This window comes from Pseudomonas sp. NPDC098740 (assembly GCF_044760065.1).
Taxonomy (GTDB): Bacteria; Pseudomonadota; Gammaproteobacteria; order Pseudomonadales; family Pseudomonadaceae; genus Aquipseudomonas; species Aquipseudomonas rossensis.
In genome coordinates this window covers 255,461-280,958 of record NZ_JBIWAM010000005.1, presented here as the reverse complement: position 1 = coordinate 280,958, position 25,498 = coordinate 255,461, and the positions used below count along the sequence as shown (strand labels likewise).

Here is a 25,498-nt window from a genome sequence, read left to right as displayed (position 1 = left end):
TTTCACTCGACAGCTCCTACAGCGAAATACAATCCCTGTAGGAGCTGTCGAGTGAAACGAGGCTGCGATCTTTTGATTTTGAGTCAGCGGCGAGTCAGCGGCTGTTGAGTGAACTTCACACCGGTCAGGCCATGAGCAATCAGCGCGCGGATATTGCCGTGATCGCTGCCCTCAGGCGTCGCCACCACCGAACGGTAATGCTCGCCGAACGCCAACAGCGCTTCTTCATCGCTCAAGCCTTCCAGCAGCGCCAGACCCAGGGTCTTGCACGAGCCTTCATTCTGCCCGGCTGCGTTTTCCACGCCGCCGTTGTTGAAAGCCTGAGGCTGATAGTCGTAGCCGGCGGCGATGAAGGCCAGGGTGTCGGCAAAAACGTGTTCGCCGCTCTTGAGGCTGGCGCGCAGGGTGTTCAAATCACTCATTGGGTTTTCCTTTGGCGAACGCCGCTTGTTGTTCGGCGTTGGCTTCTTGCTGGTATTGGGCTTTCCACTCGGCGTACGGCATGCCGTAAACCACTTCGCGGGCGTCGTCGAGGCTGACCTCGATCTGGCGTTCGTCGGCAGCGGCCTTGTACCACTTGGACAAGCAGTTGCGGCAGAAACCGGAGAGGTTCATCAGGTCGATGTTCTGCACATCCTTGCGGCTGTCCAGGTGGGCGACCAGCCGGCGAAAGGCGGCGGCTTCGAGTTCCAGGCGTTGTTGGTCGTTCATGGCGGGGCTCTGTGCAATCAAATCGTGGCGCGGATGATAAAAGCCTGGCGAACAATGCGCCAGACGCGGTCAGCGGCTCGCGGCCAGGGTAATCGACACCGACTCGGCGAATCGCAGGGCGTGGGGCTTGTCGACTTCGACCTCGGCGTACAACACCGACTCGTTGGCCATGACCAGATCGAGAATTTCCTGAGTCAGGCGCTCGAGCAGGGCGAAGCGATTGCCTTCCACGTGGGCGATGATCGCCTTGGTGATGGTGCGGTAATTCAGCGCGTGATCGATGTCGTTGTCACGCACCGCTTCCTGAGCGGCATAGAGGATGGTCAGGTTGATCAGTACATCCTGCTTGTTGAGGATTTCATCCTCGTTGATCCCGATGAAGGTTCGCAGGCACAGGTCCTTGACCCGGATGCGTGCCGTTCCTGGTTGAAGTTGTGGCATTGCTACTTGCTCCGTCCAATCAATTGCAGGAACTCCTGTCGGGTGTTGCTCGACTCGCGGAAGGCGCCGAGCATCACCGAGGTGTTCATGGTCGAATTCTGTTTCTCGACGCCGCGCATCATCATGCACATGTGCTTGGCTTCGATGACCACCGCGACGCCCGCCGCACCGGTCACTTGCTGCACCGCGTCGGCGATTTGCCGGGTGAGGTTTTCCTGGATTTGCAGGCGACGGGCGAACATGTCCACCAGTCGTGCAATTTTCGACAGGCCCAGCACTTTGCCCGTTGGAATATAAGCCACATGCGCCTTGCCGATGAAGGGCAGCATGTGATGTTCGCAGAGCGAGTACAGCTCGATGTTGTCGACGATGATCATTTCATCGGCATCGGAAGCGAACAGCGCGCCGTTGACGATCTCTTCGACACTTTGCTCATAACCATGGCAGAGGTACTGCATGGCTTTTGCCGCGCGAGCCGGGGTGTCTTGCAGGCCCTCGCGGTCGGGGTTTTCACCAAGGCCGATGAGGATCTCGCGGTAGCTCTGGGACAGGGATAACGTCATGGAACATCCTCGCGGGGGCCGCTTATTTGATGTGCCGTCCGCCATTGACGGTCAGGGTCGTGCCGGTGACATAAGGGTTGTCGAGCAAATAACGCAGGCTCTGGTAGATCACTTCGCAGCCGGGTTCGATACCGAGCGCGGACTTGGCCAGTGCCTTGGCGCGGTACGCCGCGTCGTCGTCGGGGTTGAACATTAGCAGGGCTGGCGCGATACCGTTGACCTTGATTGTCGGCGCGTATTTCGCGGCGAAGGACAGGGTGAGGCTGTCGAGCCCGGCTTTGCTGGCGCAGTAACCAATGTGCTTGCTGCTGCCCTTGCGGGTCACGTCGTCGCTGATGTGCACGATGTCGGCGGGGCTTGAGCGTTGCAGCAAGTCGGCACAATGCAGATTGATCAGGTAGGGCGCCAGCATGTGGACGTTGAACATGCGGGTGAAGGCTGCGGCGTCGGTGTCCGGGGTTTCGGCCAGCCATTCGGAGGCGTTATGGACAATCGCCCGCAGGCTGTCGGTGTGGTTTTTCAGTTCGCTGATGAACGCGAAGATTCCGGCTTCAGTGGAGAAGTCGGCAAACACCGCGGTCGCTCCCAGGTCGCGCAGAATTTGCACGCCGGGGCGTTCACTGCGGAAGCTGAAGATCACCGGCTGGCCATCCTCGAGCAAACGCTGCGCACAGTGCAGGCCGACACGTTGGCCGGCACCGGTGATGAGGATTGGGGCTACGAAAGAGGTCATGAACGGCTCGCGTCGCGGTAAGAGCAAAACTATACCAGCGACGAGAGGTGTCTTGCCCCTGAAAAGATCGCAGCCTGCGGCAGCTCCTACAGGGCGCGGTACGGTCACGCTTTTGTAGGAGCTGGCGAAGCCTGCGATCTTTTAGCTGTTCTGGGTGGAGGGCTCGGCGGGCAACGGCCGTGCCGGTGGGGTGTTCAGCCAGCTGGCCAGAAGGCGGGTCGACAGCGGAATGAAGAAGTAGACCATCAGAGGGGTCAAGCACAAGGTGCTGATGAACACCCGGCTCAGCAGGCCCATGTCGCTCAGCAATGGCCCGAGGACAAAGTTGAACAGCAGGGAAACCGGAAAGAATGCCAACCAGATCGCCACGGCCTGTTTCCAGCGTGGTGGGCGCTGGCCGGCCGCGCCGAACCAGCCTTCGATGCCGCTGACACGATGTTCCGTTGGATGGGCAAACAAGTCGCTGCCGCGGCCAAGCCAGGCGGTGCGTGAGACGGAATGTTCCCAGGCATGCAGCGTCTGCTCGTCTGCGAAGCGGAAAATAATCTGGAATTCGTCATCGTCGGGCGGCGGAGCGAGCACGCCAGAACCGAGATAACCGGCAAAATCGGTGGCCAGTTGTTCGCCTTCGTGCAACCAGGCGATCAGGTCTTGATAACGCCCATCGGCGACGCGGCGCGCAACCATCAGCGTGACGGGTGAGGTAGACATTGTGTATCTCCGTATGACAATCGCGTCGCTCCGGATAGGAGTTTCGCCAGGCGCAGCGCCGGGGTGGAGGGCTGCGTCTTGGAACAAGCAAGGATTATTCCTGATTCTGCCTGGAACGTCAGTGACATTCGTCGCCATCAACGTCTTGAATGGTATGGGGGCAGGGGAGGTAGAATGGGATCCAATTTATACATGGACGTAGAATTGTAAAATGCCTGTCCTGACTGACGTTGTCCGTGTATTGCAGCCCGATATTCCCCTCGAGCAGGAAGAACTGTTTCCGATACGCGAAGTGGCGCGCCTGACGGGGGTCAACCCGGTCACGCTACGTGCATGGGAGCGCCGCTATGGGCTGATACAGCCCACGCGCACCGAAAGTGGGCACAGACTGTATTCGATGACCGATATCGATCGTGTGCACAGCATCCTTGGTTGGATCGAACGCGGCGTTGCCGTCAGTAAGGTTGGCAAGATACTGACCAGGATTGCACCGCTTCAGACCCTGTCGCACATCATCCCGAATGAACTCGTACACGCTGACTACACGCAATGGCAGCAACAGGTTCAGTCGGCGGTGAGTGCCTTTGACGAGGTTCAACTGGAGCAGGTCTATGGACAGATCTTTTCCAGTTATCCCCTGACTGTCGTGTTTCAGGACATTTTGCTTCCACTCTGGAAGCAACTGCTGCAGCGCCATGAAGCGTTCGGTCAGGCCAGCGAGTGGTTTTTCCTGGATGGTTTTCTGCGCTCCCGAGTGTTGCAACGCCTGCTGCTGGTGCGTGTCATGCAGCCGCGACGGGTGATTGTCTGCGCCCTGAACGCTCAGTGTCGTGAACTCGAAGTGCTGGTAACGGCGCTGTTCCTGAGCAGTGTCGATTCGGCTATTCAAGTGTTGGCTATCGGTCAGCCATTCGATGAGTTGACCCTGGTCTGCGAAAGAGTCAAACCCCAGGCGCTGGTGCTGGTTTCCAATCACGCGCCTGCGCCCGAGTTGCCACGGCGATTGAAGCGCCTGGCCTTGAGCCTGGATTGTCAGTTGATGCTGGCGGGGGATGCGTCCAATCTGGTGCAGGAGAACCTGGCTGGCTCGTCGATTGGATGTCTGGGTAACGAAGGATTGGTCATGCGTCAGCGTCTGAAACAGTTCCTGACAGGCAACCTGGACACTTGAATCAGAGATGCATGGCCGGATGCGTCAGCCGATGCTGCTGAAGAATGTATTGGCGTAGACGCTCGGTTTCGTCCTTATCATCCTGATTCAACTGATAGGCATAGAAGCCGTTCTTGGTTTCTTTCTCGAAGGCGCCGCGCAACGCGATGCGCTCATAGCCGGACGGGCTGAACCACAAGGCGAAATGTTTGGGCGGTTTGGTCTTGTTGCGAACTTCCAGCAAGACCCCTTTGAACGACACTTCGTGCACCCACATAGTACCGGGCTGGCCATTGGCATTCTCCAGCGCTACCGGTTCTTCGAGTACCAGGCGCCATGGCCGGACCATCGGTCCGTCTTCATAAATGCTGGGGACGCCGAGGCGTAAATGCAGCGCATGAAACTCGTCTTCCACCAGGTGCAGCGGGAAGGTCATTTGCTGATTTTCGAAGTTGGCCTGGATGGTGACTTGCTCATGAGCGGCAAGGCGCGTGAGTAAGTCACGGATCTGTGAACCACCGTTGACGAGCAGGCTCGACGTCGCATCCCGCACATTGAGTTGCGGGTTGTGTTGCATGGTCTGGATAAAATCCAGCTCATCCTGAGTCAGGAGTGCGTCGCGTTGCATGATCTGCTCGACAGAAATAGTTACAAAGTCACTGGTGATTGTAGTTAATGACAATCAATTCTTCGTTTTGTTTTCGCCGTTCGTCGCTTTTAGTGCGGCAAGCTCGGCCTGGACCTCAGCCAATTGCGCCTCCAACTGCGCCACTCGCTGCTGCGCCTTGACCTGTACGGTGACATCTTTCTGCACACCGACGAAATAAGTCTGTCCGTCGTCGGGGTTCTTCACCGTCGAAAGGGACAGCTCGTTCCAGAACGGCGTGCCGTCCTTGCGATAATTTCTGAGGATTTCCCGGCAGGAACCGCCACTGCTCAAGGCCTCGCGAATCAACGGGAGAGCTTCCTGGTCGCGGTCCCCGGACTGAAGAAAACGGCAATCCTGGTAGAGGATTTCTTCGCTGGTGTAACCCGTCAGGCGTTCGAATGCCGGGTTGACGTAAATCAGGATGTTGTCCTGCTCGCCTTCCTTTTCGGCAATCACGATGCCGTCATTGGAAGCGTTGATCACCATTTGCAGCAGGTGGGCGTTAATCATCGGAGAGTCCTTTCCAATTTGATTGTGGGATGCATTCTAAAAGAACACTGAGAACTTTCTACTGGCCACCAGCGTTAATTGAGAGTCAATCGCAGCTTTTTTGCCACGGCTGTTAATATCCCCGTCTTTTTACTCAGCTTCAGGATCAGATTGATGAAAGTCGCCATCCTTTCCGGCTCGGTGTACGGCACGGCTGAAGAAGTCGCCCGCCACGCCGCAAATATTTTAAAAGCTGCGGGTTTCGAAGCCTGGCACAACCCGCGTGCAAGCCTCGCCGATGTTCAGGCCTTTGGTCCCGAAGCCTTCCTGGCGGTGACCTCGACCACCGGCATGGGCGAGTTGCCGGACAACCTGCAACCGTTGTATTTCGCCATTCGCGACCAGTTGCCTGCTGCCTGGCGTGGCTTGCCGGGCGCCGTGATTGGCCTGGGCGATGCGAGTTACGGCGACACGTTTTGTGGCGGCGGCGAGTTGATGCGCGAATTGTTCGGCGAACTGGGCCTACGCGAAGTCCTGCCCATGCTGCGCCTGGACGCCAGCGAAAGCGTGACGCCGGAAACCGACGCCGAGCCTTGGCTGAAGGAGTTGGTCAGCGTTCTGCGGGGCTGACCGGTCGCTCGCGCAGTAGGGCGAGCCAGGCTTGCGCGGCTTTTGACAAGTACGCGCCCTGACGCCAGATGAAGGCGATATCCCAACGCAGATAACCCGGTGCGTTCAAGGTCAGGCGCACCACGCCTGGCCGCACCAGCCCACGAGCCACCACGCGCGGCAAGAGCACCACACCTTGACCGGCAGCCACCAGCGCCGCAAGAAAGTCAGCCTGGCCGCTGCGACCACCTTCCTTCGGCGTAAAACCCAGTTGCTGGCAGGCTTGCAGCAAGCGGTCGTTGAGCACGAAGCTGCGCTGATACAGCAGGAATGGCGTGTCGGCCAATTCCTCCAGCCCAATCACAGTCTTAGACGCCAGCGGATGATCGGCCGGCAGCAGGGCATCCAGCGGTTCATCGCAGAAAGGCTGGAAGGCGAACTGCGGGTCCTTCGTCAACAGGCTGCCACCCAGTTCCAGCTCTCCACTCAAAATGGCCTGCTCGATTACGGCAGTCTGCTGCGTAGCGACGGTTGGCGAATTTTGTTGGTGATCGGCGTCAGCACGTTGATGGTGATGCTGGTGACCGCCTTTACCGTGGAACTGGTGGTGCGGTGGAGGAGGTCTCGTGAAGCTTGAGCTGATGCCGATGTTCTGGCTGGCCTTCACGCTGCTGGCCTATCTGTTCAGTCGCTGGATCTATCGGCGCACCGGGCGCTATGTGTTGTCGCCACTGATTCTGGTTCCAGCCTTGCTGTTGGCGCTCGCTGTGCCGCTGCACACCGCGTATGCCGAATATTCGAGCAACACCCATTGGCTGATGCTGGTGCTGGGGCCGGTTACCGTCGCTTTTGCACTGCCGATCTGGCGGCAGCGGCAGATGCTGATGCGGCATTGGCCGGCATTGTTGCTTGGGATGCTGGCGGGCAGCGCGGCGTCCATCGGCAGTTCGTTCGGGCTGGCCAAGGCGCTGGCGCTGGACAGTTCGGTGACGATGTCGCTGGTGCCGCGCTCGATCACCACGCCTTTTGCCATGCCGCTGGCCCGGGACCTGGGTGGCGTACCGGAACTGACGGCGGTGTTTGTGATGTTCACCGGGGTGTTCGGGGCGATGCTCGGCGGCATTCTGCTCAAGTGGTTGCCCCTGCGCAGTGCCTTGGCTCGAGGGGCGCTGTTTGGTGTCGGTGCTCACGGTGCCGGGGTCAGTCGAGCACATGAAGTGGGGGGTGAAGAGGGCTCGGTGGCGGGGTTAGTCATGGTTCTGACGGGGCTGCTAAATCTATTCGCCGCACCATTGTTGGCGGCAGTACTTTGACATGGATCCAGGTTCGTTGGCGTACTGACTCGCTAGGCCATCAAGCTGGCTGCCAATGCAACTACACGATCCCCGGGGGGTGACTAGACTGTTGTAACGTCGGTAAACAATAGAAACCCCAAGAATAAAAATTAGAGGTTCCTTGCCGTGAACGTAGCCCCCGTCCAATCGCCACACAGTGTCAAAGACCAGGTCAGTGCCGCCGAGTGGCAGACCCGCGTCGACCTGGCCGCCTGCTATCGTCTGGTTGCCCTTAATGGCTGGGATGACCTGATTTTCACCCACATCTCGGCCAAGGTCCCCGGTACCGAAGATTTTCTGATCAACCCGTTCGGGCTGATGTTCCACGAGATTACCGCATCCAGCCTGGTCAAGGTCGATCAGGCCGGCAACAAGCTGATGGACAGCCCTTACGAGATCAACCCGGCCGGTTACACCATCCACAGCGCGGTGCACGAGGTTCGTCACGATGTCGTCTGCGTGCTGCACACCCATACCGCGGCGGGTGTCGCGGTGTCGGCGCAGAAACAAGGTATTTTACCGATCAGCCAACAATCATTATTTGTCCTGTCCAGCCTGGCTTATCACGCCTACGAAGGTGTTGCGCTTAACCATGAAGAGAAGGCGCGACTGCAAGCCGACCTCGGCGAAAACAATTTCCTGATGCTGCACAACCATGGTCTGTTGACCTGCGGCGCGACCATCGCCGACACGTTTCTGATGATGTTTACCTTCCAGCGTGCCTGCGATATCCAGGTGCTGGCGCAGAACGGTGGCGCCGAATTGATCGCCATCGAACCGCAGATTCTGGCGGGCGCCAAGGCGATGATCGCCGGCGTCACCAAAAGCGCTCAAGGGATGGGCGGCGCGCTGGCCTGGCCGGCGCTGCTGCGCAAACTCGATAAACAAGACGCGGGTTATAAACTCTAATGGCACTCGCCGAGATCCCCCTGTGTGTCTGGCGCAAACGCGGCCAGACGTTCGTATTCCGTGGCCAGACCATCCGCTACTGGACGGCGGGGCAGGGTGAGCCACTGTTGCTCATTCATGGCTTCCCCACCGCCAGTTGGGACTGGCATTACCTTTGGCAGCCGCTGACCCAGCGCTATCGGGTGATTGCCTGCGACATGCTCGGCTTTGGCGACTCCGCCAAACCGGTGGACCACGAATACAGTCTGCTGGAGCAGGCCGATCTGCAACAGGCCTTGCTGGCACATGTGAAAGTCGAGCAGCCGGTGCACCTGTTGGCTCACGATTATGGCGACAGCGTGGCCCAGGAACTGATGGCCCGGCATTACGAAGCGCGCATTCATATCGCCAGTTGTGTGTTCCTCAATGGCGGCCTGTTTCCCGAAACCCATCGCCCGGTGTTGATGCAAAAACTCCTGCTCAGCCCCTTGGGCTGGATGATCGGGCGAGCCTTTTCCCGTGACGGTCTGGTGAAGAGTTTCCAGCAGATCTTCGGTCCGCACAGCCGCCCCACCGAGAGCGAGATGGACGATTTCTGGAGCTTGATCGAGAGCAATCAAGGGCCACGGATCATGCATAAATTGATCGCCTACATCCCTGAGCGGCGTGCCCAGCGCGAGCGTTGGGTCAGCGCGATGCAGCGTGGTGAAGTGCCGTTGCGGGTGATCGATGGTGAGGTCGATCCGATCTCCGGCGCGCACATGGTCGAGCGTTATCGGGAACTGATCCCGAACCCGGACACAGTCTTGTTGCCCGGTATTGGCCACTACCCGCAAACCGAGGCGCCGGGGCAGGTGCTCAAGCACTATCTGGAGTTTCGCGATCAGATGATTTCACCGCCGCGCAAGGCCGCTTGTTCCTGATTATCCCCCTGCCTTATCGCGCACCATTCAGCCTCACCCCAGTTCATTGTGACCCGCATCGCCGTGCCTGACACTCGGACTTATTGTCCCCTGGCCTGCTGGAGTCCCCCCAATGAATGAGTCTGTGCGCTTCGAAGATAAAGTCGTGATCATCACGGGTGCTGGCGGCGGCCTGGGCCGGGCCCACGCGCTGCTGTTCGCCAAACAGGGCGCCAAAGTACTGGTCAACGATCTCGGCGGCTCGGCTCAGGGCGAAGGCGCAAACGCTTCGGCGGCCGACCGGGTGGTGGCCGAAATTCGCGAGGCCGGTGGTATCGCCGAGGCCAACCATGACTCCGTCACCGACGGCGACAAAATCGTTCAGAACGCCTTGGACACCTTCGGCCGTGTCGATGTAGTGGTCAACAACGCCGGGATCCTGCGGGACAAAACCTTCCACAAAATGGAAGACGGCGACTGGGACCTGGTTTACCGCGTCCACGTCGAAGGCGCCTACAAAGTTACCCGTGCCGCCTGGCCGCACCTGCGCGAGCAAAACTACGGCCGCGTCATCTTCACCGCTTCGACCTCGGGCATTTACGGCAACTTCGGCCAGTCCAACTACGGAATGGCCAAACTCGGCCTCTACGGCCTGACCCGCACCCTGGCCATCGAAGGCCGCAAGAACAACATCTTGGTCAACGCCATCGCCCCCACCGGCGGCACCCGCATGACCGAAGGCCTGATCCCGCCGCAAGTCTTTGAACAACTCAAACCTGAACTGGTCAGCCCGCTGGTGGTGTACCTCGCCAGCGAGAATTGCCAGGAAACCTCCGGGCTGTTTGAAGTCGGTGGTGGATGGATGGGCAAGGTGCGCTGGGAACGAAGCCTCGGCGCCGGTTTTGATCCGCGGGTCGGTTTCTCACCCGAAGATGTGGCGGCGCATTGGCAACAGATCTGCGATTTCGAAGGCGCGGTGCATCCGCAGGACAACCTTGAAGCGCTGAAGGAAATGATGGCGAATTTGCAGAAGTATTCGATTTAATGGAAACCAGCAAGGTCACCGCTCTTGACCTTGCTGGTTCTTAATAATCGGTCCCGACATCTGGTTTGCAGCGGTGATCAAGAAAAATACTTGTGAACCAATGCCGCCAGATTCGCGGCCGTTTGCGCATCCATGATCCCGTCGTACGTTTCCGGGCGAAAGTGCAGCTGAAAGGCCCTAACCAGTTGTGTGAAGCCTTGTTCGGTTGACGCGCCGGAAACGTCGTACCCGTAAGTCTTGAACAGTTTGAGCAAGTCGCTTCGGGCTGGAATGCCGGTCTCGCAATATTGCTGCAGATAGGTATCTCGGGTGGCATCGTCGAACCAGGCACCGACGCCTTTCAAGTAAAGGGCATGCCAGGGGAATTTCGGCCCTGGGTCACTCTTGCGGCCGACCGAAATATCAGAGTGCCCCAGAACAAGGGTCGGGCTGATATCCGGGTAACGTCCGAGGATGTTCAACGCCAGCTCTTCAATGGCGGCAATTTGTTCTGGCTGATACGGCGGAAAGTTGAAAACCCCTTGGCTAAACGTTGCGAGGTTGACGATTTCAACGCCGATTGACGTGTCGTTCAGACTGCTTCGGTTGCCCCAATGACTCACACCCGCATGCCACGCACGCTTGGTTTCGTCTACGAGATTGAAAACTTCCTGCCCGGTATAACCTGCTTTCAAGTAGCTCGGATCGGTGATGTCGGGAACCAGATAGTGAGCGCTGACATTCGGGCCGGTGAGTGCATTGACTGAGCTGGAGAAGTTACCGGCCGTGTAGTGGAAAATCAGAAAGCGTACGCGGGTGTTGAAACTTTTGGTGGAGCGGTACTTGTTGTAGTCAATAGGCTTCATGAAAAGATTGCTCGCAATGAATTAGGTTAGAGTCAGCGTGCAAAAGAACGGCTGACTTGTTTTTAACCTTAATCGCGAGGGCGCTTCGCGTGATTACAGAACTATGTAGTCGCTTTCCGAGAGGTGTGTAGGTAATAGAAAGTTAGAGTGGATTAAGTAATGGGCACCACGTTTACTTCATGCAACTCTTCACCACCGTCACAAAACCACCGCCCATAAAAAAGGCCGCTGCAAACGCAGCGGCCAAAGTAAGACGATTGATCAAGGAGCAATAAATCAACGTCAGTGAACACGGGGCGATGAATCGAAAATCTTCAATTCATCTGAAATCTGTCGCCAATGGCGTGGACGGGACACTTGCCATTGGTTCGTGCTTTCCGGCCATTTGCCGTGAAAGCCCGGCAAGAATAAGGCTTTGAGCCAAAAGGAAAAATAGCAATTCATGACATGAACTGTTGCAGCATGAGTAACAGTCGCCCCAAGCCCCCGCCCACCCGCCATGCGCTGCGTTGATAACCCCCCATCCAGCCCATCCATAACCCGCGCAAAACGCCGTCCCATGCGGGTATTCATCCTTTGGAGGTACATCGCGAATACCTCCTTGGTGCGCTTATCGCTCCCAACGTGCGGCAGTAGGGTGGGGCCTTCTGTCACTCACCGGGGAAGACGCATGACAAAAACAACAATGCGCGCCATCTTCACGCCGCAAGCGCTCGTCGCTGCGGTTGCCTTGGGTTGCTGCGCCCAGGCGCAGGCTGTTTCATTCAACATTGGGGAAATCGAGGGGACCTTTGACTCTTCGCTGTCCGTCGGTGCGAGCTGGGGCATGCGCGATGCCGACAAATCCCTGGTGGGCGTCGTCAATGGCGGGACCGGCCAGTCTTCGACGGGGGATGACGGGCGTCTGAACTTCAAGAAGGGCGAAACCTTCTCCAAGATCTTCAAGGGTATTCATGACCTCGAACTGAAGTACGGCGACACCGGGGTGTTCGTGCGTGGCAAGTACTGGTACGACTTCGAACTCAAGGACGAGGATCGTGAGTTCAAACCGATCAGTGACAGCGGTCGTAAAGAAGGCGCCAAGTCCTCCGGGGCGCAGTTGCTCGACGCCTTCGTCTATCACAACTATTCCATCGCCGATCTGCCGGGCACTGTGCGCGCCGGCAAACAAGTGGTCAGCTGGGGTGAAAGTACCTTCATCGGCAACTCGATCAACAGCATCAACCCGATCGACGTTTCAGCGTTCCGCCGTCCTGGCGCCGAAATCAAGGAAGGCCTGATTCCGGTGAACATGCTGTTCGCCTCCCAAGGTCTGACCGATCAGCTCTCGGTGGAAGGTTTCTATCAACTGGAGTGGGACCAGACTGTCGTCGACAACTGCGGCACCTTCTTCGGCAACGACGTGGTGGCGGATGGTTGCAACAAGAACTACACCGTTGCCAGCCCGGCGATCGCACCGTTGCAACCGATCGCTGCAGCGTTTGGCCAAGGCTTCGAGGTCGGCAGGGAAGGCGTGATCGTCCCACGTGGCGGTGACCGCGATGCCAGCGACTCCGGGCAGTGGGGCACGGCGCTACGCTGGCTCGGCGACGACACCGAGTACGGTCTGTACTTCATGAACTATCACAGCCGTACCCCGACGGTCGGCACCACCACAGCCGGTCTGACAACGCTGGCACGGATCCCGGCCATCGTCGGTGCCGCCAACAGAATCGCGCCCGGTACCGGGTCTGCACTGGCTCAGAGTGTGATGCTCGGACGCGGCCAGTATTACCTTGAGTACCCGGAAGACATTCGTCTCTACGGTGCGAGTTTTTCCACAACCTTGCCTACCGGCACGGCGTGGACCGGCGAGATCAGCTATCGCCCCAACGCTCCGGTGCAAGTCAACACCAACGACCTGACCCTGGCCTTGCTCAACCCGATCGCAGGCGGCGCGGCATCGCCTATCGCGACCACGCCAGGTGCCGACAACAAAGGCTACCGCCGCAAGGAAGTGACGCAGGTCCAGAGCACCCTGACGCACTTCTTCGACCAAGTGCTGGGCGCCCAACGGCTGACCCTGGTTGGCGAAGCGGCGGTGGTGCACGTCGGTGGCCTGGAGTCGCGATCCGAATTGCGTTACGGCCGTGACTCGGTTTATGGCCAGTACGGTTTTGGCGGCGATACCGACGGTTTCGTCACCTCGACCTCCTGGGGCTACCGCGCCCGGGCGATCCTCGATTACGCCAACGTGATCGGCGGGATCAACCTCAAACCCAACCTGTCCTGGTCCCACGACGTCGCCGGCTATGGCCCCAACGGGCTGTTCAACGAAGGCGCCAAGGCGGTCAGCGTCGGCGTCGATGCCGACTACCGCAACACCTATACCGCGAGCCTCAGTTACACCGATTTCTTCGGCGGTGACTACAACACCCTGGAAGACCGCGACTTCCTGGCACTGAGCTTCGGCGTGAACTTCTGATCTGGCTGAGAAGGATGAATTTGATGCGCAAGATGATTCTGCAATGCGGCGCCCTGGCCTTGAGCCTGTTGGCTGCCAACGTGATGGCGGCGGTATCGCCGGAAGAAGCCAACAAACTGGGCACCAGCCTCACGCCGCTCGGCGCCGAGAAGGCCGGTAACGCTGATGGCTCGATCCCGGCGTGGACCGGTGGCATCCCGAAAAACGCCGGTGCGGTGGACAGCAAAGGCTTCCTGGCTGACCCGTTCGCCAGCGAAAAACCGCTGTTCATCATTACCCCCGCCAACGTCGACAAGTACAAGGACAAACTATCGGAAGGTCAGGTGGCGATGTTCAAGCGCTACCCGGAAACCTACAAGATCCCGGTCTACCCGACCCATCGCACCGTGGCCGTGCCACCGGAGCTTGTCGAGTCGGCCAAGCGCTCCGCGCTGAACGTGAACAGCATCAACGAGGGTAACGGCCTGGCCAATTTCACCGGCAACCGCTACTACGCGTTCCCGATTCCGAAGACCGGCGTCGAGGTGCTGTGGAACCACATCACCCGCTATCACGGCGGAAACCTGCGACGCATCATCACTCAGGTGACCCCGCAAACAAACGGCAGCTACACGCCGATCCGCTTCGAGGAAGAGATCGCCGTACCGCAACTGATGAAGGACCTGGACCCGGAAAAAGCTGCCAACGTGCTGACCTTCTTCAAGCAATCGGTGACGGCACCTGCGCGTCTGGCGGGTAACGTGCTGCTGGTGCACGAAACCCTCGATCAGGTGAAAGAGCCGCGTCTGGCCTGGATCTACAACGCCGGCCAGCGCCGTGTGCGTCGCGCACCACAAGTGGCTTATGACGGGCCGGGTACTGCCGCTGACGGCCTGCGCACGTCCGACAACTTCGACATGTTCTCCGGCGCACCGGATCGCTACGACTGGAAACTGGTCGGCAAGAAGGAAATGTACATCCCTTACAACAGCTACAAACTCGACTCGCCGAGCCTCAAGTACGATGACATTGTGAAAGCCGGGCACATCAATCAGGACCTGACCCGTTATGAATTGCACCGGGTCTGGGAAGTGATCGGTACGGTCAAGCCGAGCGAACGGCACATCTACGCCAAACGCCACATGTACCTCGACGAAGACAGCTGGCAAGTGGCGCTGGCGGACCATTACGACGGTCGCGGTCAGCTGTGGCGAGTAGCCGAGGGTCACGCTCAGTACTACTACGATCACCAGACCCAGGCCTACACCCTCGAAGCGCTCTACGACATCATTGCCGGCCGATACATTGCCTTGGGAATGAAGAACGAAGAGAAGCACAGTTTCGAATTCGGCTTCGAAGCCAAGGCTGCCGACTACACGCCATCGGCCTTGCGCGCCGAGGGCGTTCGGTAAGGGTTTTGATACATCGACAGTACAAAAGGCGACCGGGTGGTCGCCTTTTTTATGGCTGCCAATCAGCGTGCTGAATACTTCTCAACAAGCGGGTTAGAGAGGGCTAGGGTTGCCGGACAATTATAAAAAGGCACGCCGTAATGACCGTCATGATCCCGTGTCTGGACCGTTCTGGATTCCTGCCCCGTTTGTCCACTCATCACCAGTCACGGGTTCGCTTGACCGAGCCGTTACTGGCCTCCACGGCCCGGGTGAAATTACTTTGCGCGCCGGCCGGCAGTGGAAAGACAGCGTTGCTCGCCGAATGCCTGCTGCAGGCACCGCCGCAGTGCCGCGTGTTCTGGTTGCCATTGTCTGGCACGGTGTTGAGCGCGGTGGATTTTCGTCATCGTCTGACAGAAACGCTGGGGTTGGCTTCGTCGGGCGAATCCGATTTGCTGGGGTATCTGTCACGATTGCAGACGCCGACCTGGCTGTTTCTCGATGACTATTGCCGCGTCCCGAACCCCGAATTAGACCTGCTGCTGGATCGCATGCTGGCGGTCAGCAGCCCGATGTTGACCTGGTGGCTGGGTGCTCGCCGCCGGCCGCCCTGCAACTGGCCACGGCTGTTGCTCGACGATGAGTTGTACGAGTGCGAAAGAACTTCGCTGGCTTTCACGCCAGGTGAAGTCGAGCAGATACTGCAGCCCTGGGTGCCGGAGCAGGCCAGCAAGGTGGCCAGTCGGATCATCCAGCGCACCGGCGGCTGGTGTGCCGGCGTGCGGATTGCATTGCTGCACAAGTGCGACTGGTCGCGTCAGGACAAACCCCTGGGACGGGCGGACACCTTGCTCGATTACCTGGAGCATGAGTTGTTCAGCTCGCTGACGCCTGAGTTGAGCGAGGCCTGGCGCGTGCTGGCCCACTTGCCCCGCTTCAATGCCCGGCTGTGCGATCACCTGTTCGGGGCCGGAGAGGGCGCTCAGTACTTGCGGACCTTGCAAGCGCTGGGCTGTTTTATCGAACCTTGGGGGGACTCCACCGATTGGCTGCAGATATTCACCCCGTTCACGCAGTTGTTGCGCGATGAGCAATGGCCGGCGGGACGTTCCTGGCATCGGCGTGCCTGCCAATGGTTCTGTACCGAACAGGACTGGAAATCGGCCTTCGAACAGGCATTGCTCGCCGAGGAATACGAAGTGGCGGTCAGCCTGTTGCAGCACTTCAGTTTCGAGCATTTGTTCGAGGAGCAAACGGTGGTGCTGTTGTTGCGTTTGCATGAGCAGCAAGGCGAAGAACTGACGCTGGGCAGTCCGCAATTGGTCGGATTGATTACAGCTGCGCTGTTATTCGCCGGACGTTTCGAACAGGCGACTGCCTGTATCGCTCATTTGGCGCATTTCACGCCTCAACCCTCGGCGGTGCTTCAGCGTCAACTGATTGCACGTTGGCAGGCCCTGCAGGGTTGGTTGCTGCATTTACAGGGACGAATGGAGGCTTCGCGCGCGCACTTTCTTGACGCGTTGAGCGCGCTCGATCCCGAATGTTGGACGGCACGCCTGATGTGTTTGTCCGGTTTGACGCAACAGGCATTGCTAAGGGGCGAACTCGACGTGGCGCAAGCCCACAACCGCGAGGCGCTGTGCCTGGCGCGGGCGCAAGGTTCGCTGGTGTTCGAGGGCCTGATGGAGCTCGATCATGCGCAATGGCTGGAGCAGCGTGGCGCCCCGGCTCGCGCCGAGAGTTTGTTGTTCAACATACATGGACTACTCTGCCAGCAGGCCGACCGGCCCGCGCCGTTGCTTGGGCGTATCGCTTTGCGACGTGGGCGACTGGCGTTAACCATGGGCCAGGATGAACACGCGCGCGAGTGCTTTCAGCGCGGTCTCGAGTTGTGTCTGCGCAGTCACGACAAGCGTGTGTTATATGGCTTTCTTGGTCTCGCGCAACTGGCGGCCAATCAGGGTGATTACACCCAGGCGTTTGTCCAATTGCGCGATGCTGAACGGCTGATGCAGCAGCGGCAAATTCCGGATACCGTCTATCGTGGCGTCCTGTTGCAAGTCAGCAGTCAGTTCTGGTTGCAGCAGGGGCGACCGCAACTGGCCCATGAGGCACTGACGCGGGTACTGCGTCATTATTGTGGGCCGCAGGCTCGCCAAGCTCCCCCGGCAACACTGGAGCTTATTCCGCGGATTGAGTATCTGTTGATTCTGGCCGAGGTTTATCTGCAACAGCTCAACAACGCCGCAGCGTTGCTTCAAACTCTGATCGACAATGCGCACGCCAACGGTATGTACGCCCTCGAAGCGGAATTGCATCTGGCGCGGGCCGAAGTGATCTGGCTTCAGGGTGAATCGCATCTGGCCAATGCAGCTTTGCAAGAAGGGGAGCAAATGATCAGCCGTTGCCAAGGGCGGCAAGCGTGGCGCGAGTTGCAATTGCGACAACCCCAGTGGTTGCGTACATCTGCAGCGGAGGTGTCGATCACCGAACTGTGTGTTGAGGCTCACAGTTCCAGTCCCCTCAGTAAACGGGAACTTGAAGTTTTGCAGTTGATCGCACAGGGCAACTCCAATCAACAGATTGCCGATGTATTGTTCATCTCGTTACACACAGTAAAAACTCACGCCCGTAGAATTAATGGAAAGTTGGGGGTTGAACGCAGAACGCAAGCTGTGGCCAAGGCTAAGTTGTTAGGTATGTGCTCGTAAAGTTGCCTGTATTTGATGTTGTTTATATGTACTTGCTCGTGTGTGTTTTTATTTCCGGTAATAAGTTGTTCGTGTTTATAATATCTTGTGTTTTTTTGGTCCGTGTTGCTTTGCATTGTTCTGGAGTAAGTTTGCGCTAAGTGCTTTGACGCCAAGTCAGGCATAAACGTGTTAACAAAGGACGATGAATATGAACAGTTTATTTGATGCAAAGACGTTGATTGCCAATGCAAGACCCTCGTGGCTGGACGGAGTAACTCAGAATGATCGCGAACTCTATTTAGCGCATGAAGGATGGCTGGTTGCGAGAGAGAGTGAGTTGAAAAAACAGTTGGGACACTTCAGTTCGCTCAAAGACTATGCCCGTAGTACTGCCAATCAGCTCATTAAACTGGAGTTTGACCAGGACCTGGATGCCGATGAAATTGTGTGTAATGCCCGTTATACATTCCAGGTGGGAGGGCGGAAGATCGAGCAGGAAGATACTCGCACCCTGACCGAGCAGTTTATCTACGGCCTTTACGAGGAGGGGCAAAGGGCCAAACTCGTATTCAAGGGTGACGGACTTCCCGCCGAGCTGAATCAGGAATGGTTTGAAGAGATGATGACCAACGATGCCCGGGCTGCCTACGGTGCCCAGTTTCGTTCTCTGTATCAGCGTCAAGAAGTCATGCAAGCCTTGAAGAACGTCATGAGCCAGCGTCTGTTGCTGAGTGCGTTGGCTGCTCGCCATCAGGGGCACATCAACGACAAGAACTTCGCGCAGATTGTCTCTGCCTTGTACGGCGACCAGGCATTCACCATTGATGGCGTGCGTCTCATCGACAACACGCGTGCGCTTCAGCAGTTGATTCTGGTCGCAAGACTCGATGGTCGGGGCGATTTCTTGCTATATGCGCCAGGCTCACCAGGTGGACAGGACTGGTACGAAAGCAAGGATCTGCCAGGACTAGGTATGCGGGTTGGCGGATGGACAAAAGACGGCAAAGGTCGGGACTACCTGACCTGGCAGTCCCACGCTGTGGATCGAGAAGCCATTGCTACCTATCTGAAACAGGTCGAACGTCTGCCGAGGACCTGGAAGGGAGTGAGCCTGGTTGCATCACCTTTCAAAGGTACTGAAGTACTGACCGCCATCATTGAAAACATTCGCGCCTGGCGCGTGGCCGAGGAAGAGTCCCGGACACCTTACGGTTATCGCACGGCTTCCGACGATCAACGCCAGAACTTTGCCCGCACTCGGTGCGAACTCAAGGCCTTGCAGGTCATTGCCACACGTGAGGGCGGTTTCATTCCCTACGGCAAGTTCTGCTTCGATCTGATTAAACAGCGTATCGAGCAAGTGCTGGCTGAAAGGGGGGAGCGGGCAACGGTCAATCCTGATCGCATCTTTGTATCCGTCACTTCGCAAGTGGTTATGACGCTGACCGAACTGATCAGCACCGAAACGCATTTTTACGCCGATGAAAAACAAACGCCTTGGAGCTATCCGCGATTTACCCTGGAACATGATCATCCGCCGATCAGCAAACTTGATATCCGGGATATTGCCGGCTGGTCGCGTATACTGCGCCCGGGCGAAAAGTACATCGAAATGCTGCGTTCGAAGCATTTGAATAGAAGCCATCCCGAGGGTGCGCTTAAACGAATGGTTCACCTGGAAGTCCAGCGCCGCCAAATGAAAGTGGGGGTGATGCAGGAGCGTTTTAACGGTCGTTTGACTGCCGAGCAGTATCGGCAACTGATGAATGTGATTGAAGCCCTGGAAAAAATTGACACACGACCGAATCTCATGGCTGAGTATCCGAGAGATCTTCGCTTCAGCGCAATGTTCAAGTTGCATTTGCGAGACAAACTGGTGGTCGGCGTTTTCGTTTTCCGATTGGTCATTGGTGATCGGATTGAGGAGTTCCTGTATACGCCTGACGCACCTGACGGCCGACTGATTCGTCCGCATTCGGAATTTGTATCCGCCGTCAAGAAACTCAAATTTGGCAACTATTTCTATGACCGGGTTCGTTATAAGGATCAGCGGGTGGTGGGTACGTACATCACCGATCTGGAAGAGATTGACAACTTCAATGAGGCCCCGGTTCTGCCACGCAACAGTCGCGTCAGAGACTTGGGCAGCAGTTATGACGATCTGATTAATCGCACGATTTCCGATGTCGATGAAAAGACCGAAAGCCTTGACGAAGTCATCTTCAAGCTGGTGTTCGGCGCGGTGCAGGCTGCGGCCGCCGTTGTCAGCGTGGTGATTCCGCCGGTGGGTATTGCAATGAGTGTGGTGTTGTTCAGCAAAAGTGTGCTGGATGGTGCCGAAGCCTATAACGACGGAGATCGCGCCACTGCGGCAACGCATTTTCTGGATGCACTGATCGAACTGGCGTCGCTGGGTAAAGCCGGTTACAGCAAGACCCAGCCAACCAAGTTGCAGCAGGACTTTATCGGATTGTTGGGCGATGTGTATTCGATTCAGAAGTTTTACAGCCAGGCGACCGGGCAACAGAAATTGCCTTTACAGGCGCTCGAGGCCATTCAAGCTATTCTCGATGATCCACAAGCCCTCGACAGCAAAACGCGTCTGCTGTAACGGCTGAGACAAACGGGATAAGTACCTTGTATTCATCGATCAGGAAATTGGCGTAATACGTTGAATTCCATTGTGCTGCACAAATCTCATGTCGATGAATCCTGGATCGGCTGATACCCCATCCGCCAGCTCACGGCCCGGGTCGCCGCCAGCAAGCGCTGTGCTGCCGGGCCGTTTTCGTCGGCGTGAAACAACGACGCCGGGCCGACAATGGTCAGCACTGCGGCGATCTGTCCGACCGCATTGAATACCGGCGCCGACAAAGCATCGACCCCCGGCATCAGCAAACCATGCACATGATGCAGACCGCGTTCGCGGATCTGTTCGCACAACGCCTTATAGGCCTGATCATCCGCCAGCGCATGGGTCGACACGCTCTGCAGTTCCTGCTCACGCAAGTCCAGGGTTTCACGCTTCGGCAGATAGGCGCCGAACACCAGCCCTGTGGACGAACTGAGTAACGGCAACACCGAACCCAACTGCGTCACCACCGTCACCGCGCGCACCGCCGGTTCGATGTGCACCACCGTCGCGCCCTGATTGCCCCACACCGCTAAAAAGCAGGTTTCATTCAGATCGTCACGCAACTCGGCCAAGGGCAGGGCGCCGACTTTCAGTACGTCCATACTGTTGAGTGCGGCGAGACCGACGCGCAAGGCTTCGCGGCCCAGACCGTAATGGTTGGTGGCAGCATTCTGTTCAGCAAAACCGCTGGCAATCAACGCCTGCAAATAGCGGTGAACTTTGCTCGCCGGCATCTGCACGTGTTCGGCCAGGCGCGACAGTGAAGTCGATGGCGATAACTCGGCCAAGGCCTTGAGGATGTCGGTGCCGACCTCGGCCGAGCGGACTTTCTGTTTATCGTTGCTGCGCGGCGTTTCCATGGAGGCGGTCTGATCCCGGGACGAATGGGCGTCTTTATAGCTTGACGGTCAATACCAATCAAATTACGTTAAGCGTAATCGAATTACGATAAAAATAACCCAGGCGTGCCGAGCCCTCTTGAATGGAGCGACGGGCCATGCCTACTCCCTGTTCAGGAGGCTCCATGAACCTCGATTCAACGGCGCCAGCGCTGGCTTATCAGTCCGGCTTCGGCAACGAATTCAGCAGCGAAGCGTTGCCTGGAGCACTGCCCGTCGGCCAGAATTCCCCGCAAAAAGCCCCTTACGGTCTCTACACCGAACTGTTCTCCGGCACGGCATTCACCATGCCTCGCAGCGAAGCGCGGCGTACCTGGATGTACCGCATTCAGCCGTCGGCCAATCACCCGGCGTTCGTCAAACTGGATCGGCAACTGGCCGGCGGCGCGTTGGGTGAAGTGACCCCCAACCGTCTGCGCTGGAACCCGTTGGACATCCCGGCCGAGCCAACCGATTTCATCGACGGGCTGGTGAGCATGGCCGCCAACTCGGGCGCGGAAAAACCGGCCGGGATCAGCATCTATAGCTACCGCGCCAACCGCTCCATGGAACGCGTGTTTTTCAACGCCGATGGCGAACTGCTGCTGGTACCGGAGCTGGGACGTCTGCGCATTGCGACCGAGTTGGGCGTGCTGGAACTGGAGCCACTGGAAATCGCCGTGCTGCCGCGCGGTCTGAAATTTCGTGTCGAACTGCTCGACCCGCAAGCCCGCGGCTACATCGCCGAAAACCACGGTGCGCCGCTGCGTCTGCCGGACCTCGGGCCGATTGGCAGCAATGGTCTGGCCAATGCCCGGGACTTCCTGACCCCGGTCGCGCATTACGAAAACCTCAAACAACCGACCACGCTGGTGCAGAAATTCCTCGGCCAGTTGTGGGGCTGCGAGCTCGACCATTCGCCGCTGAACGTGGTCGCCTGGCACGGCAATAACGTGCCGTACAAATATGACCTGCGCCGTTTCAACACCATCGGCACGGTCAGTTTCGACCACCCGGATCCGTCGATCTTTACCGTCCTGACCTCGCCGACCAGCGTCCACGGTCTGGCCAATCTCGACTTCGTGATCTTCCCGCCACGCTGGATGGTCGCCGAGAAAACCTTCCGGCCACCGTGGTTCCACCGCAACCTGATGAACGAATTCATGGGCCTGATCAAGGGCGAGTACGACGCCAAGGCCGAAGGCTTTGTGCCCGGCGGTGCGTCCTTGCACAGTTGCATGAGCGCCCACGGGCCGGATGGCGAAACCTGCACCAAGGCGATCAACGCCGAACTCGCGCCAGCGAAAATCGACAACACCATGGCCTTCATGTTCGAGACCAGCCAGGTGCTGCGCCCGAGCCGTTTCGCGCTGGATTGCCCGCAACTGCAAAACAACTACGATGCCTGCTGGGCCACGCTGCCCGCCACTTTCGACCCGACCCGGAGATAACCCATGACTCAGACAACCATCACTCGTAGCTGGGTTGCCTCCGCCAACGGCCATGCTGATTTCCCTCTGCAGAACCTGCCGCTGGGCGTGTTCAGCGTGAAGGGTTCGGCACCGCGCAGTGGCGTGGCCATTGGTGAACATATCTTTGATCTGGAAGCTGCACTGGACGCCGGGCTGTTCGATGGCGTCGCAAAAACTGCAGTTGAAGCCACCCGTGGCGGCCAGTTGAATGCGTTCTTTGAACTGGGTCGTGAAGCTCGCGTTGCCCTGCGCGAACGCCTGCTGGAGCTGTTCAAAGAAGGCAGTACCCTGCACGGCAAGATCGAAGCCCAAGGCGCAAAACTGCTACCACTGGCGGCGAATTGCGAGATGCACCTGCCAGCGAAAATCAACGACTACACCGACTTCTACGTCGGCATTGAGCACGCGCAAAATGTCGGCAAACTGTTCCGTCCCGACAACCCGTTGCTGCCGAACTACAAGTACGTGCCGATCGGCTACCACGGCCGCGCCTCGACCATTCGCCCGTCCGGCACCGACGTTCGCCGTCCGAAAGGCCAGACCTTGCCGGCCGGTCAGACCGAACCGACTTTTGGCCCGTGCGCACGTCTGGACTACGAACTGGAGCTGGGCATCTGGATCGGCCAAGGCAATGAAATGGGCGACTCGATCGCCGTCGGTGACGCCGCCGATCACATCGCCGGTTTCTGCCTGCTCAACGACTGGTCGGCGCGGGACATCCAGGCCTGGGAATACCAGCCGCTGGGGCCATTCCTGTCGAAAAGCTTTATCACCAGCATCTCGCCGTGGGTGGTGACTGCCGAAGCGCTGGAGCCGTTCCGTCGTGCTCAACCGGCACGTCCGGAAGGCGATCCGCAGCCGCTGCCGTACCTGTTCGACAAGCGTGATCAAGCGGCGGGTGCCTTCGACATCGAACTGGAAGTACTGCTGCTCACCGAAGGCCTGCGCGAACAAAATCTGCCGGCCCATCGCCTGACCCTCAGCAATACCCAACACATGTACTGGACCGTGGCGCAAATGGTCGCGCACCACAGCGTCAACGGCTGCCAGTTGCAGGCCGGTGACCTGTTCGGTTCGGGCACGTTGTCGGGGCCTGAGAACGGTCAGTTCGGCAGCCTGCTGGAAATCACCGAGGGCGGTAAAAAGCCGATCGAACTGGCATCGGGTGAGGTACGTAAATTCCTTGAGGACGGCGACGAAATCATCCTGCGTGCCCGTTGCAACCGCGAGGGTTTTGCCTCCATCGGTTTCGGCGAATGCCGCGGCAAAGTGCTGCCGGCGCGCTAAGAGGATCGGGTCATGGAACTCTATACCTACTACCGTTCGACATCGTCCTATCGGGTGCGCATTGCGTTGACGCTCAAGGGGCTGGATTACCAGGCGCTGCCGATCAACCTGATCGCGCCGCCAGGTGGCGAACATCGACAGCCGCCGTATCTGAGCATTAATCCGCAAGGCCGAGTGCCGGCCTTGCGGACCGACGAAGGCGAACTGCTGATCCAGTCGCCGGCGATCATTGAATACCTGGAGGAACGTTATCCACAGGTGCCGCTGCTCTCCAAAGACCTCGCCGCTCGCGCCCATGAGCGTGGTGTGGCAGCGGTGATCGGCTGCGACGTGCATCCGCTGCACAACGTCAGCGTGCTCAACAAGCTGCGGCAGTTAGGGCACGATGAACCGCAAGTGGTGGAGTGGATCGGGCACTGGATCAGCCAAGGATTGGCGACCGTGGAGCAGTTGATCGGCGATGAGGGTTATTGCTTTGGTCCGACGCCTGGGCTGGCGGATGTTTACCTGATTCCGCAGCTGTACGCGGCCGAGCGCTTCAGCATTTCACTTGAGGCGTATCCGCGGATTCGTCGAGTGGCGGCGTTGGCGGCGACGCATCCGGCGTTCATCAAGGCGCATCCGGCGAACCAGCCAGACACTCCTTAAGTCAGAAACAAGATCAAAAGATCGCAGCCTTCGGCAGCTCCTACATTGGGATGGTGTACACCCTGTAGGAGCTGCCGAAGGCTGCGATCTTTTGCTTTTAATGGACGATGGAGTTAGGCGGCAGGTGCCCTAATCGTTCAGTCAGGCGAATCCGCTGAATCGGGTCGTCACTAAGCAGCAGGGCATGCTCCAGGTCAAAGCGCTCGGCGTTCGGGCAATCCAGCCGTTGATAGAGGCTGGCCCGGGCCAGGTAGTCGGAGGCGCTGGCGTTGCCCAGTTCCAGCACACGTTCTGCGTCAATCAGGGCGCCGATGTAGTCATCGTTAGAAAGGTGTAACTGACGCAGGTTGCGCGACAGCCGCTGCAGCATTTGCACTGGCTCGGCGGTGAGCAAATGCTCGGCGCCAAGCTGCATGTTCGGGCCGTACTGGCGTTGCAGCAGTTCCCGGCAATCGTTGGGGTACAACCGACGTCCGCCGCATGGGTCGAGCAGGTGATCGGCGCCCGGTACCCGTAGCAGGAAATGCCCGGGGAAGTTGACTCCAACCATGGGAATTTCCAGACCTTTGGCCAGTTCCAGGGCAATCAATCCCAGACTCAGCGGCTGCCCGCGTCTGCGTTCCAGCACTTTATTGACCAGCGCGACTTGCGGACGCAATGGCGTGGAGTCGTCCTGAGCGAATCCCAGGTCATTCATACGCCGTAACAACGGCTGGGCCAACTCGCTCACCGGCAACATCGGCAAGCCATAACTGACCCGTTGTTGCAGGTCCTTGAAATCGTTCAGCACCGCTTCGGGATTTACCTCACTGTCGTGTTCGGCGGCAATCCATAGCGCCGCCTCGAACAGCGCGGGCGGTGAACGTTGCAGACAGTCGAAGAAACATTGGCGGGGGGTCATCAAAATCTCCGGGTAATGCCTCGTTTTAGCCCCGTCTCCGTCATTCGTCCAGTGCCGAACATAGGCGGTTGCAG

General features: G+C 58.3%; 24 protein-coding genes and 2 pseudogenes. 14 read left to right on the top strand and 12 right to left on the bottom strand.

All coding sequences use genetic code 11. The features are described 5' to 3' along the window. Window positions 1-83: 83 nt before the first annotated feature. The 6 genes from ACIQU2_RS08850 to ACIQU2_RS08825 all read right to left on the bottom strand — a co-directional run bounded on the left by ACIQU2_RS08850 (window position 84) and on the right by ACIQU2_RS08825 (window position 3,159). Window positions 84-422 carry a HopJ type III effector protein gene (locus ACIQU2_RS08850; RefSeq protein ID WP_403140031.1) on the bottom strand — a complete coding sequence of 113 codons (339 nt, stop codon included), beginning with the start codon at window positions 420-422 and terminating at the stop codon, window positions 84-86. Continuing rightward, the gene (locus ACIQU2_RS08845; protein WP_095129425.1) at window positions 415-711 is read right to left on the bottom strand and encodes a DUF1244 domain-containing protein; all 297 of its coding nucleotides are present in this window, start codon (window positions 709-711) and stop codon (window positions 415-417) included. The genes ACIQU2_RS08850 and ACIQU2_RS08845 overlap by 8 nt, the downstream gene beginning before the upstream one ends. 69 nt (window positions 712-780) lie before the next feature. Further along, on the bottom strand, window positions 781-1,152 hold the full coding sequence (gene folX / locus ACIQU2_RS08840; protein ID WP_129438421.1) for a dihydroneopterin triphosphate 2'-epimerase: 372 nt from the start codon (window positions 1,150-1,152) through the stop codon (window positions 781-783). Window positions 1,153-1,154: 2 nt separating this feature from the next. Then, complete coding sequence (folE, locus tag ACIQU2_RS08835) at window positions 1,155-1,715, bottom strand: GTP cyclohydrolase I FolE (protein ID WP_403140029.1); 561 nt, start codon at window positions 1,713-1,715, stop codon at window positions 1,155-1,157. Between the two features lie 22 nt (window positions 1,716-1,737). Beyond that, entirely contained in the window at window positions 1,738-2,448 is a 711-nt protein-coding gene (gene folM / locus ACIQU2_RS08830; RefSeq protein WP_403140027.1) for a dihydromonapterin reductase, read from the bottom strand. Between the two features lie 141 nt (window positions 2,449-2,589). Then, the gene (locus ACIQU2_RS08825) at window positions 2,590-3,159 is read right to left on the bottom strand and encodes an antibiotic biosynthesis monooxygenase (protein ID WP_403140025.1); all 570 of its coding nucleotides are present in this window, start codon (window positions 3,157-3,159) and stop codon (window positions 2,590-2,592) included. A 211-nt stretch (window positions 3,160-3,370) separates the two neighbouring features. Here ACIQU2_RS08825 and ACIQU2_RS08820 point away from each other — a divergent pair, with 211 nt between their 5' ends. Next, entirely contained in the window at window positions 3,371-4,330 is a 960-nt protein-coding gene (locus ACIQU2_RS08820; RefSeq protein ID WP_403140023.1) for a MerR family transcriptional regulator, read from the top strand. A gap of 1 nt (window position 4,331) precedes the next feature. Here ACIQU2_RS08820 and ACIQU2_RS08815 read toward each other — a convergent pair whose 3' ends face one another. Together ACIQU2_RS08815 and ACIQU2_RS08810 are read right to left on the bottom strand one after the other, a co-directional pair. Next, on the bottom strand, window positions 4,332-4,937 hold the full coding sequence (locus tag ACIQU2_RS08815) for a hypothetical protein (protein ID WP_347803029.1): 606 nt from the start codon (window positions 4,935-4,937) through the stop codon (window positions 4,332-4,334). Window positions 4,938-4,991: 54 nt separating this feature from the next. Further along, window positions 4,992-5,468 (bottom strand): PAS domain-containing protein, encoded by a 477-nt coding sequence (locus ACIQU2_RS08810; RefSeq protein ID WP_347803030.1) that lies wholly within the window; start codon window positions 5,466-5,468, stop codon window positions 4,992-4,994. Window positions 5,469-5,621: 153 nt separating this feature from the next. Between ACIQU2_RS08810 and ACIQU2_RS08805 the strand changes: the two genes are divergently transcribed. Further along, window positions 5,622-6,077: a flavodoxin gene (locus ACIQU2_RS08805; RefSeq protein ID WP_347803031.1), complete on the top strand. Its 456-nt coding sequence runs from the start codon at window positions 5,622-5,624 to the stop codon at window positions 6,075-6,077. On the opposite strand, the pseudogene ACIQU2_RS08800 reads toward ACIQU2_RS08805, so the two are convergent. Further along, a pseudogene (locus tag ACIQU2_RS08800) lies at window positions 6,058-6,564 on the bottom strand (LysR substrate-binding domain-containing protein); the annotation flags it as partial. The gene ACIQU2_RS08805 and the pseudogene ACIQU2_RS08800 overlap by 20 nt on opposite strands. Here ACIQU2_RS08800 and ACIQU2_RS08795 point away from each other — a divergent pair. The 5 genes and pseudogenes from ACIQU2_RS08795 to ACIQU2_RS08775 form a co-directional block, all read left to right on the top strand. Then, a pseudogene (locus ACIQU2_RS08795) lies at window positions 6,553-6,693 on the top strand (CidA/LrgA family protein); the annotation flags it as partial. The pseudogenes ACIQU2_RS08800 and ACIQU2_RS08795 overlap by 12 nt on opposite strands. Continuing rightward, complete coding sequence (locus tag ACIQU2_RS08790; RefSeq protein WP_403140021.1) at window positions 6,683-7,369, top strand: LrgB family protein; 687 nt, start codon at window positions 6,683-6,685, stop codon at window positions 7,367-7,369. The pseudogene ACIQU2_RS08795 and the gene ACIQU2_RS08790, both read left to right, overlap by 11 nt. A gap of 147 nt (window positions 7,370-7,516) precedes the next feature. Next, window positions 7,517-8,299 carry a class II aldolase/adducin family protein gene (locus tag ACIQU2_RS08785; RefSeq protein WP_403140020.1) on the top strand — a complete coding sequence of 261 codons (783 nt, stop codon included), beginning with the start codon at window positions 7,517-7,519 and terminating at the stop codon, window positions 8,297-8,299. Beyond that, window positions 8,299-9,201, top strand: a complete 903-nt coding sequence (locus tag ACIQU2_RS08780; protein ID WP_403140019.1) for an alpha/beta fold hydrolase — start codon at window positions 8,299-8,301, stop codon at window positions 9,199-9,201. The genes ACIQU2_RS08785 and ACIQU2_RS08780 overlap by 1 nt, the downstream gene beginning before the upstream one ends. A 112-nt stretch (window positions 9,202-9,313) precedes the next feature. Continuing rightward, a complete protein-coding gene (locus tag ACIQU2_RS08775) occupies window positions 9,314-10,225 on the top strand; it encodes an SDR family oxidoreductase (protein ID WP_223429840.1) in 912 nt (303 codons plus the stop codon). A 77-nt stretch (window positions 10,226-10,302) separates the two neighbouring features. Here the strand turns inward: ACIQU2_RS08775 and ACIQU2_RS08770 are convergent, their stop codons facing one another. Further along, a complete protein-coding gene (locus ACIQU2_RS08770; RefSeq protein ID WP_403140017.1) occupies window positions 10,303-11,070 on the bottom strand; it encodes an N-acetylmuramoyl-L-alanine amidase in 768 nt (255 codons plus the stop codon). 670 nt (window positions 11,071-11,740) lie between these two features. On the opposite strand from ACIQU2_RS08770, the gene ACIQU2_RS08765 reads away from it, so the two are divergent. From ACIQU2_RS08765 to ACIQU2_RS08750, 4 genes are all read left to right on the top strand, one after another. Continuing rightward, window positions 11,741-13,534, top strand: coding sequence for a DUF1302 domain-containing protein (locus ACIQU2_RS08765; protein ID WP_403140016.1), 1,794 nt, complete (start codon window positions 11,741-11,743; stop codon window positions 13,532-13,534). Window positions 13,535-13,557: 23 nt separating this feature from the next. Further along, entirely contained in the window at window positions 13,558-14,925 is a 1,368-nt protein-coding gene (locus ACIQU2_RS08760; RefSeq protein ID WP_403140015.1) for a DUF1329 domain-containing protein, read from the top strand. 140 nt (window positions 14,926-15,065) lie between these two features. Further along, entirely contained in the window at window positions 15,066-17,621 is a 2,556-nt protein-coding gene (locus ACIQU2_RS08755; protein ID WP_403140014.1) for a LuxR C-terminal-related transcriptional regulator, read from the top strand. Window positions 17,622-17,811: 190 nt separating this feature from the next. Further along, window positions 17,812-20,214, top strand: a complete 2,403-nt coding sequence (locus ACIQU2_RS08750; RefSeq protein ID WP_403140012.1) for a dermonecrotic toxin domain-containing protein — start codon at window positions 17,812-17,814, stop codon at window positions 20,212-20,214. A gap of 86 nt (window positions 20,215-20,300) precedes the next feature. Here the strand turns inward: ACIQU2_RS08750 and ACIQU2_RS08745 are convergent, their stop codons facing one another. Next, window positions 20,301-21,098: an IclR family transcriptional regulator gene (locus tag ACIQU2_RS08745; RefSeq protein WP_347803040.1), complete on the bottom strand. Its 798-nt coding sequence runs from the start codon at window positions 21,096-21,098 to the stop codon at window positions 20,301-20,303. A gap of 164 nt (window positions 21,099-21,262) precedes the next feature. On the opposite strand from ACIQU2_RS08745, the gene hmgA reads away from it, so the two are divergent. The 3 genes from hmgA to maiA are packed head-to-tail and all read left to right on the top strand — an operon-like array spanning window position 21,263 to window position 24,523. After that, a complete protein-coding gene (hmgA, locus tag ACIQU2_RS08740) occupies window positions 21,263-22,567 on the top strand; it encodes a homogentisate 1,2-dioxygenase (RefSeq protein ID WP_403140011.1) in 1,305 nt (434 codons plus the stop codon). Between the two features lie 3 nt (window positions 22,568-22,570). Beyond that, complete coding sequence (fahA, locus tag ACIQU2_RS08735) at window positions 22,571-23,875, top strand: fumarylacetoacetase (RefSeq protein WP_403140009.1); 1,305 nt, start codon at window positions 22,571-22,573, stop codon at window positions 23,873-23,875. A 12-nt stretch (window positions 23,876-23,887) separates the two neighbouring features. Further along, window positions 23,888-24,523 carry a maleylacetoacetate isomerase gene (gene maiA / locus ACIQU2_RS08730; RefSeq protein WP_403140008.1) on the top strand — a complete coding sequence of 212 codons (636 nt, stop codon included), beginning with the start codon at window positions 23,888-23,890 and terminating at the stop codon, window positions 24,521-24,523. Between the two features lie 97 nt (window positions 24,524-24,620). Here maiA and ACIQU2_RS08725 read toward each other — a convergent pair whose 3' ends face one another. Next, complete coding sequence (locus tag ACIQU2_RS08725; RefSeq protein ID WP_403140006.1) at window positions 24,621-25,424, bottom strand: SirB1 family protein; 804 nt, start codon at window positions 25,422-25,424, stop codon at window positions 24,621-24,623. Window positions 25,425-25,498 lie beyond the last annotated feature (74 nt).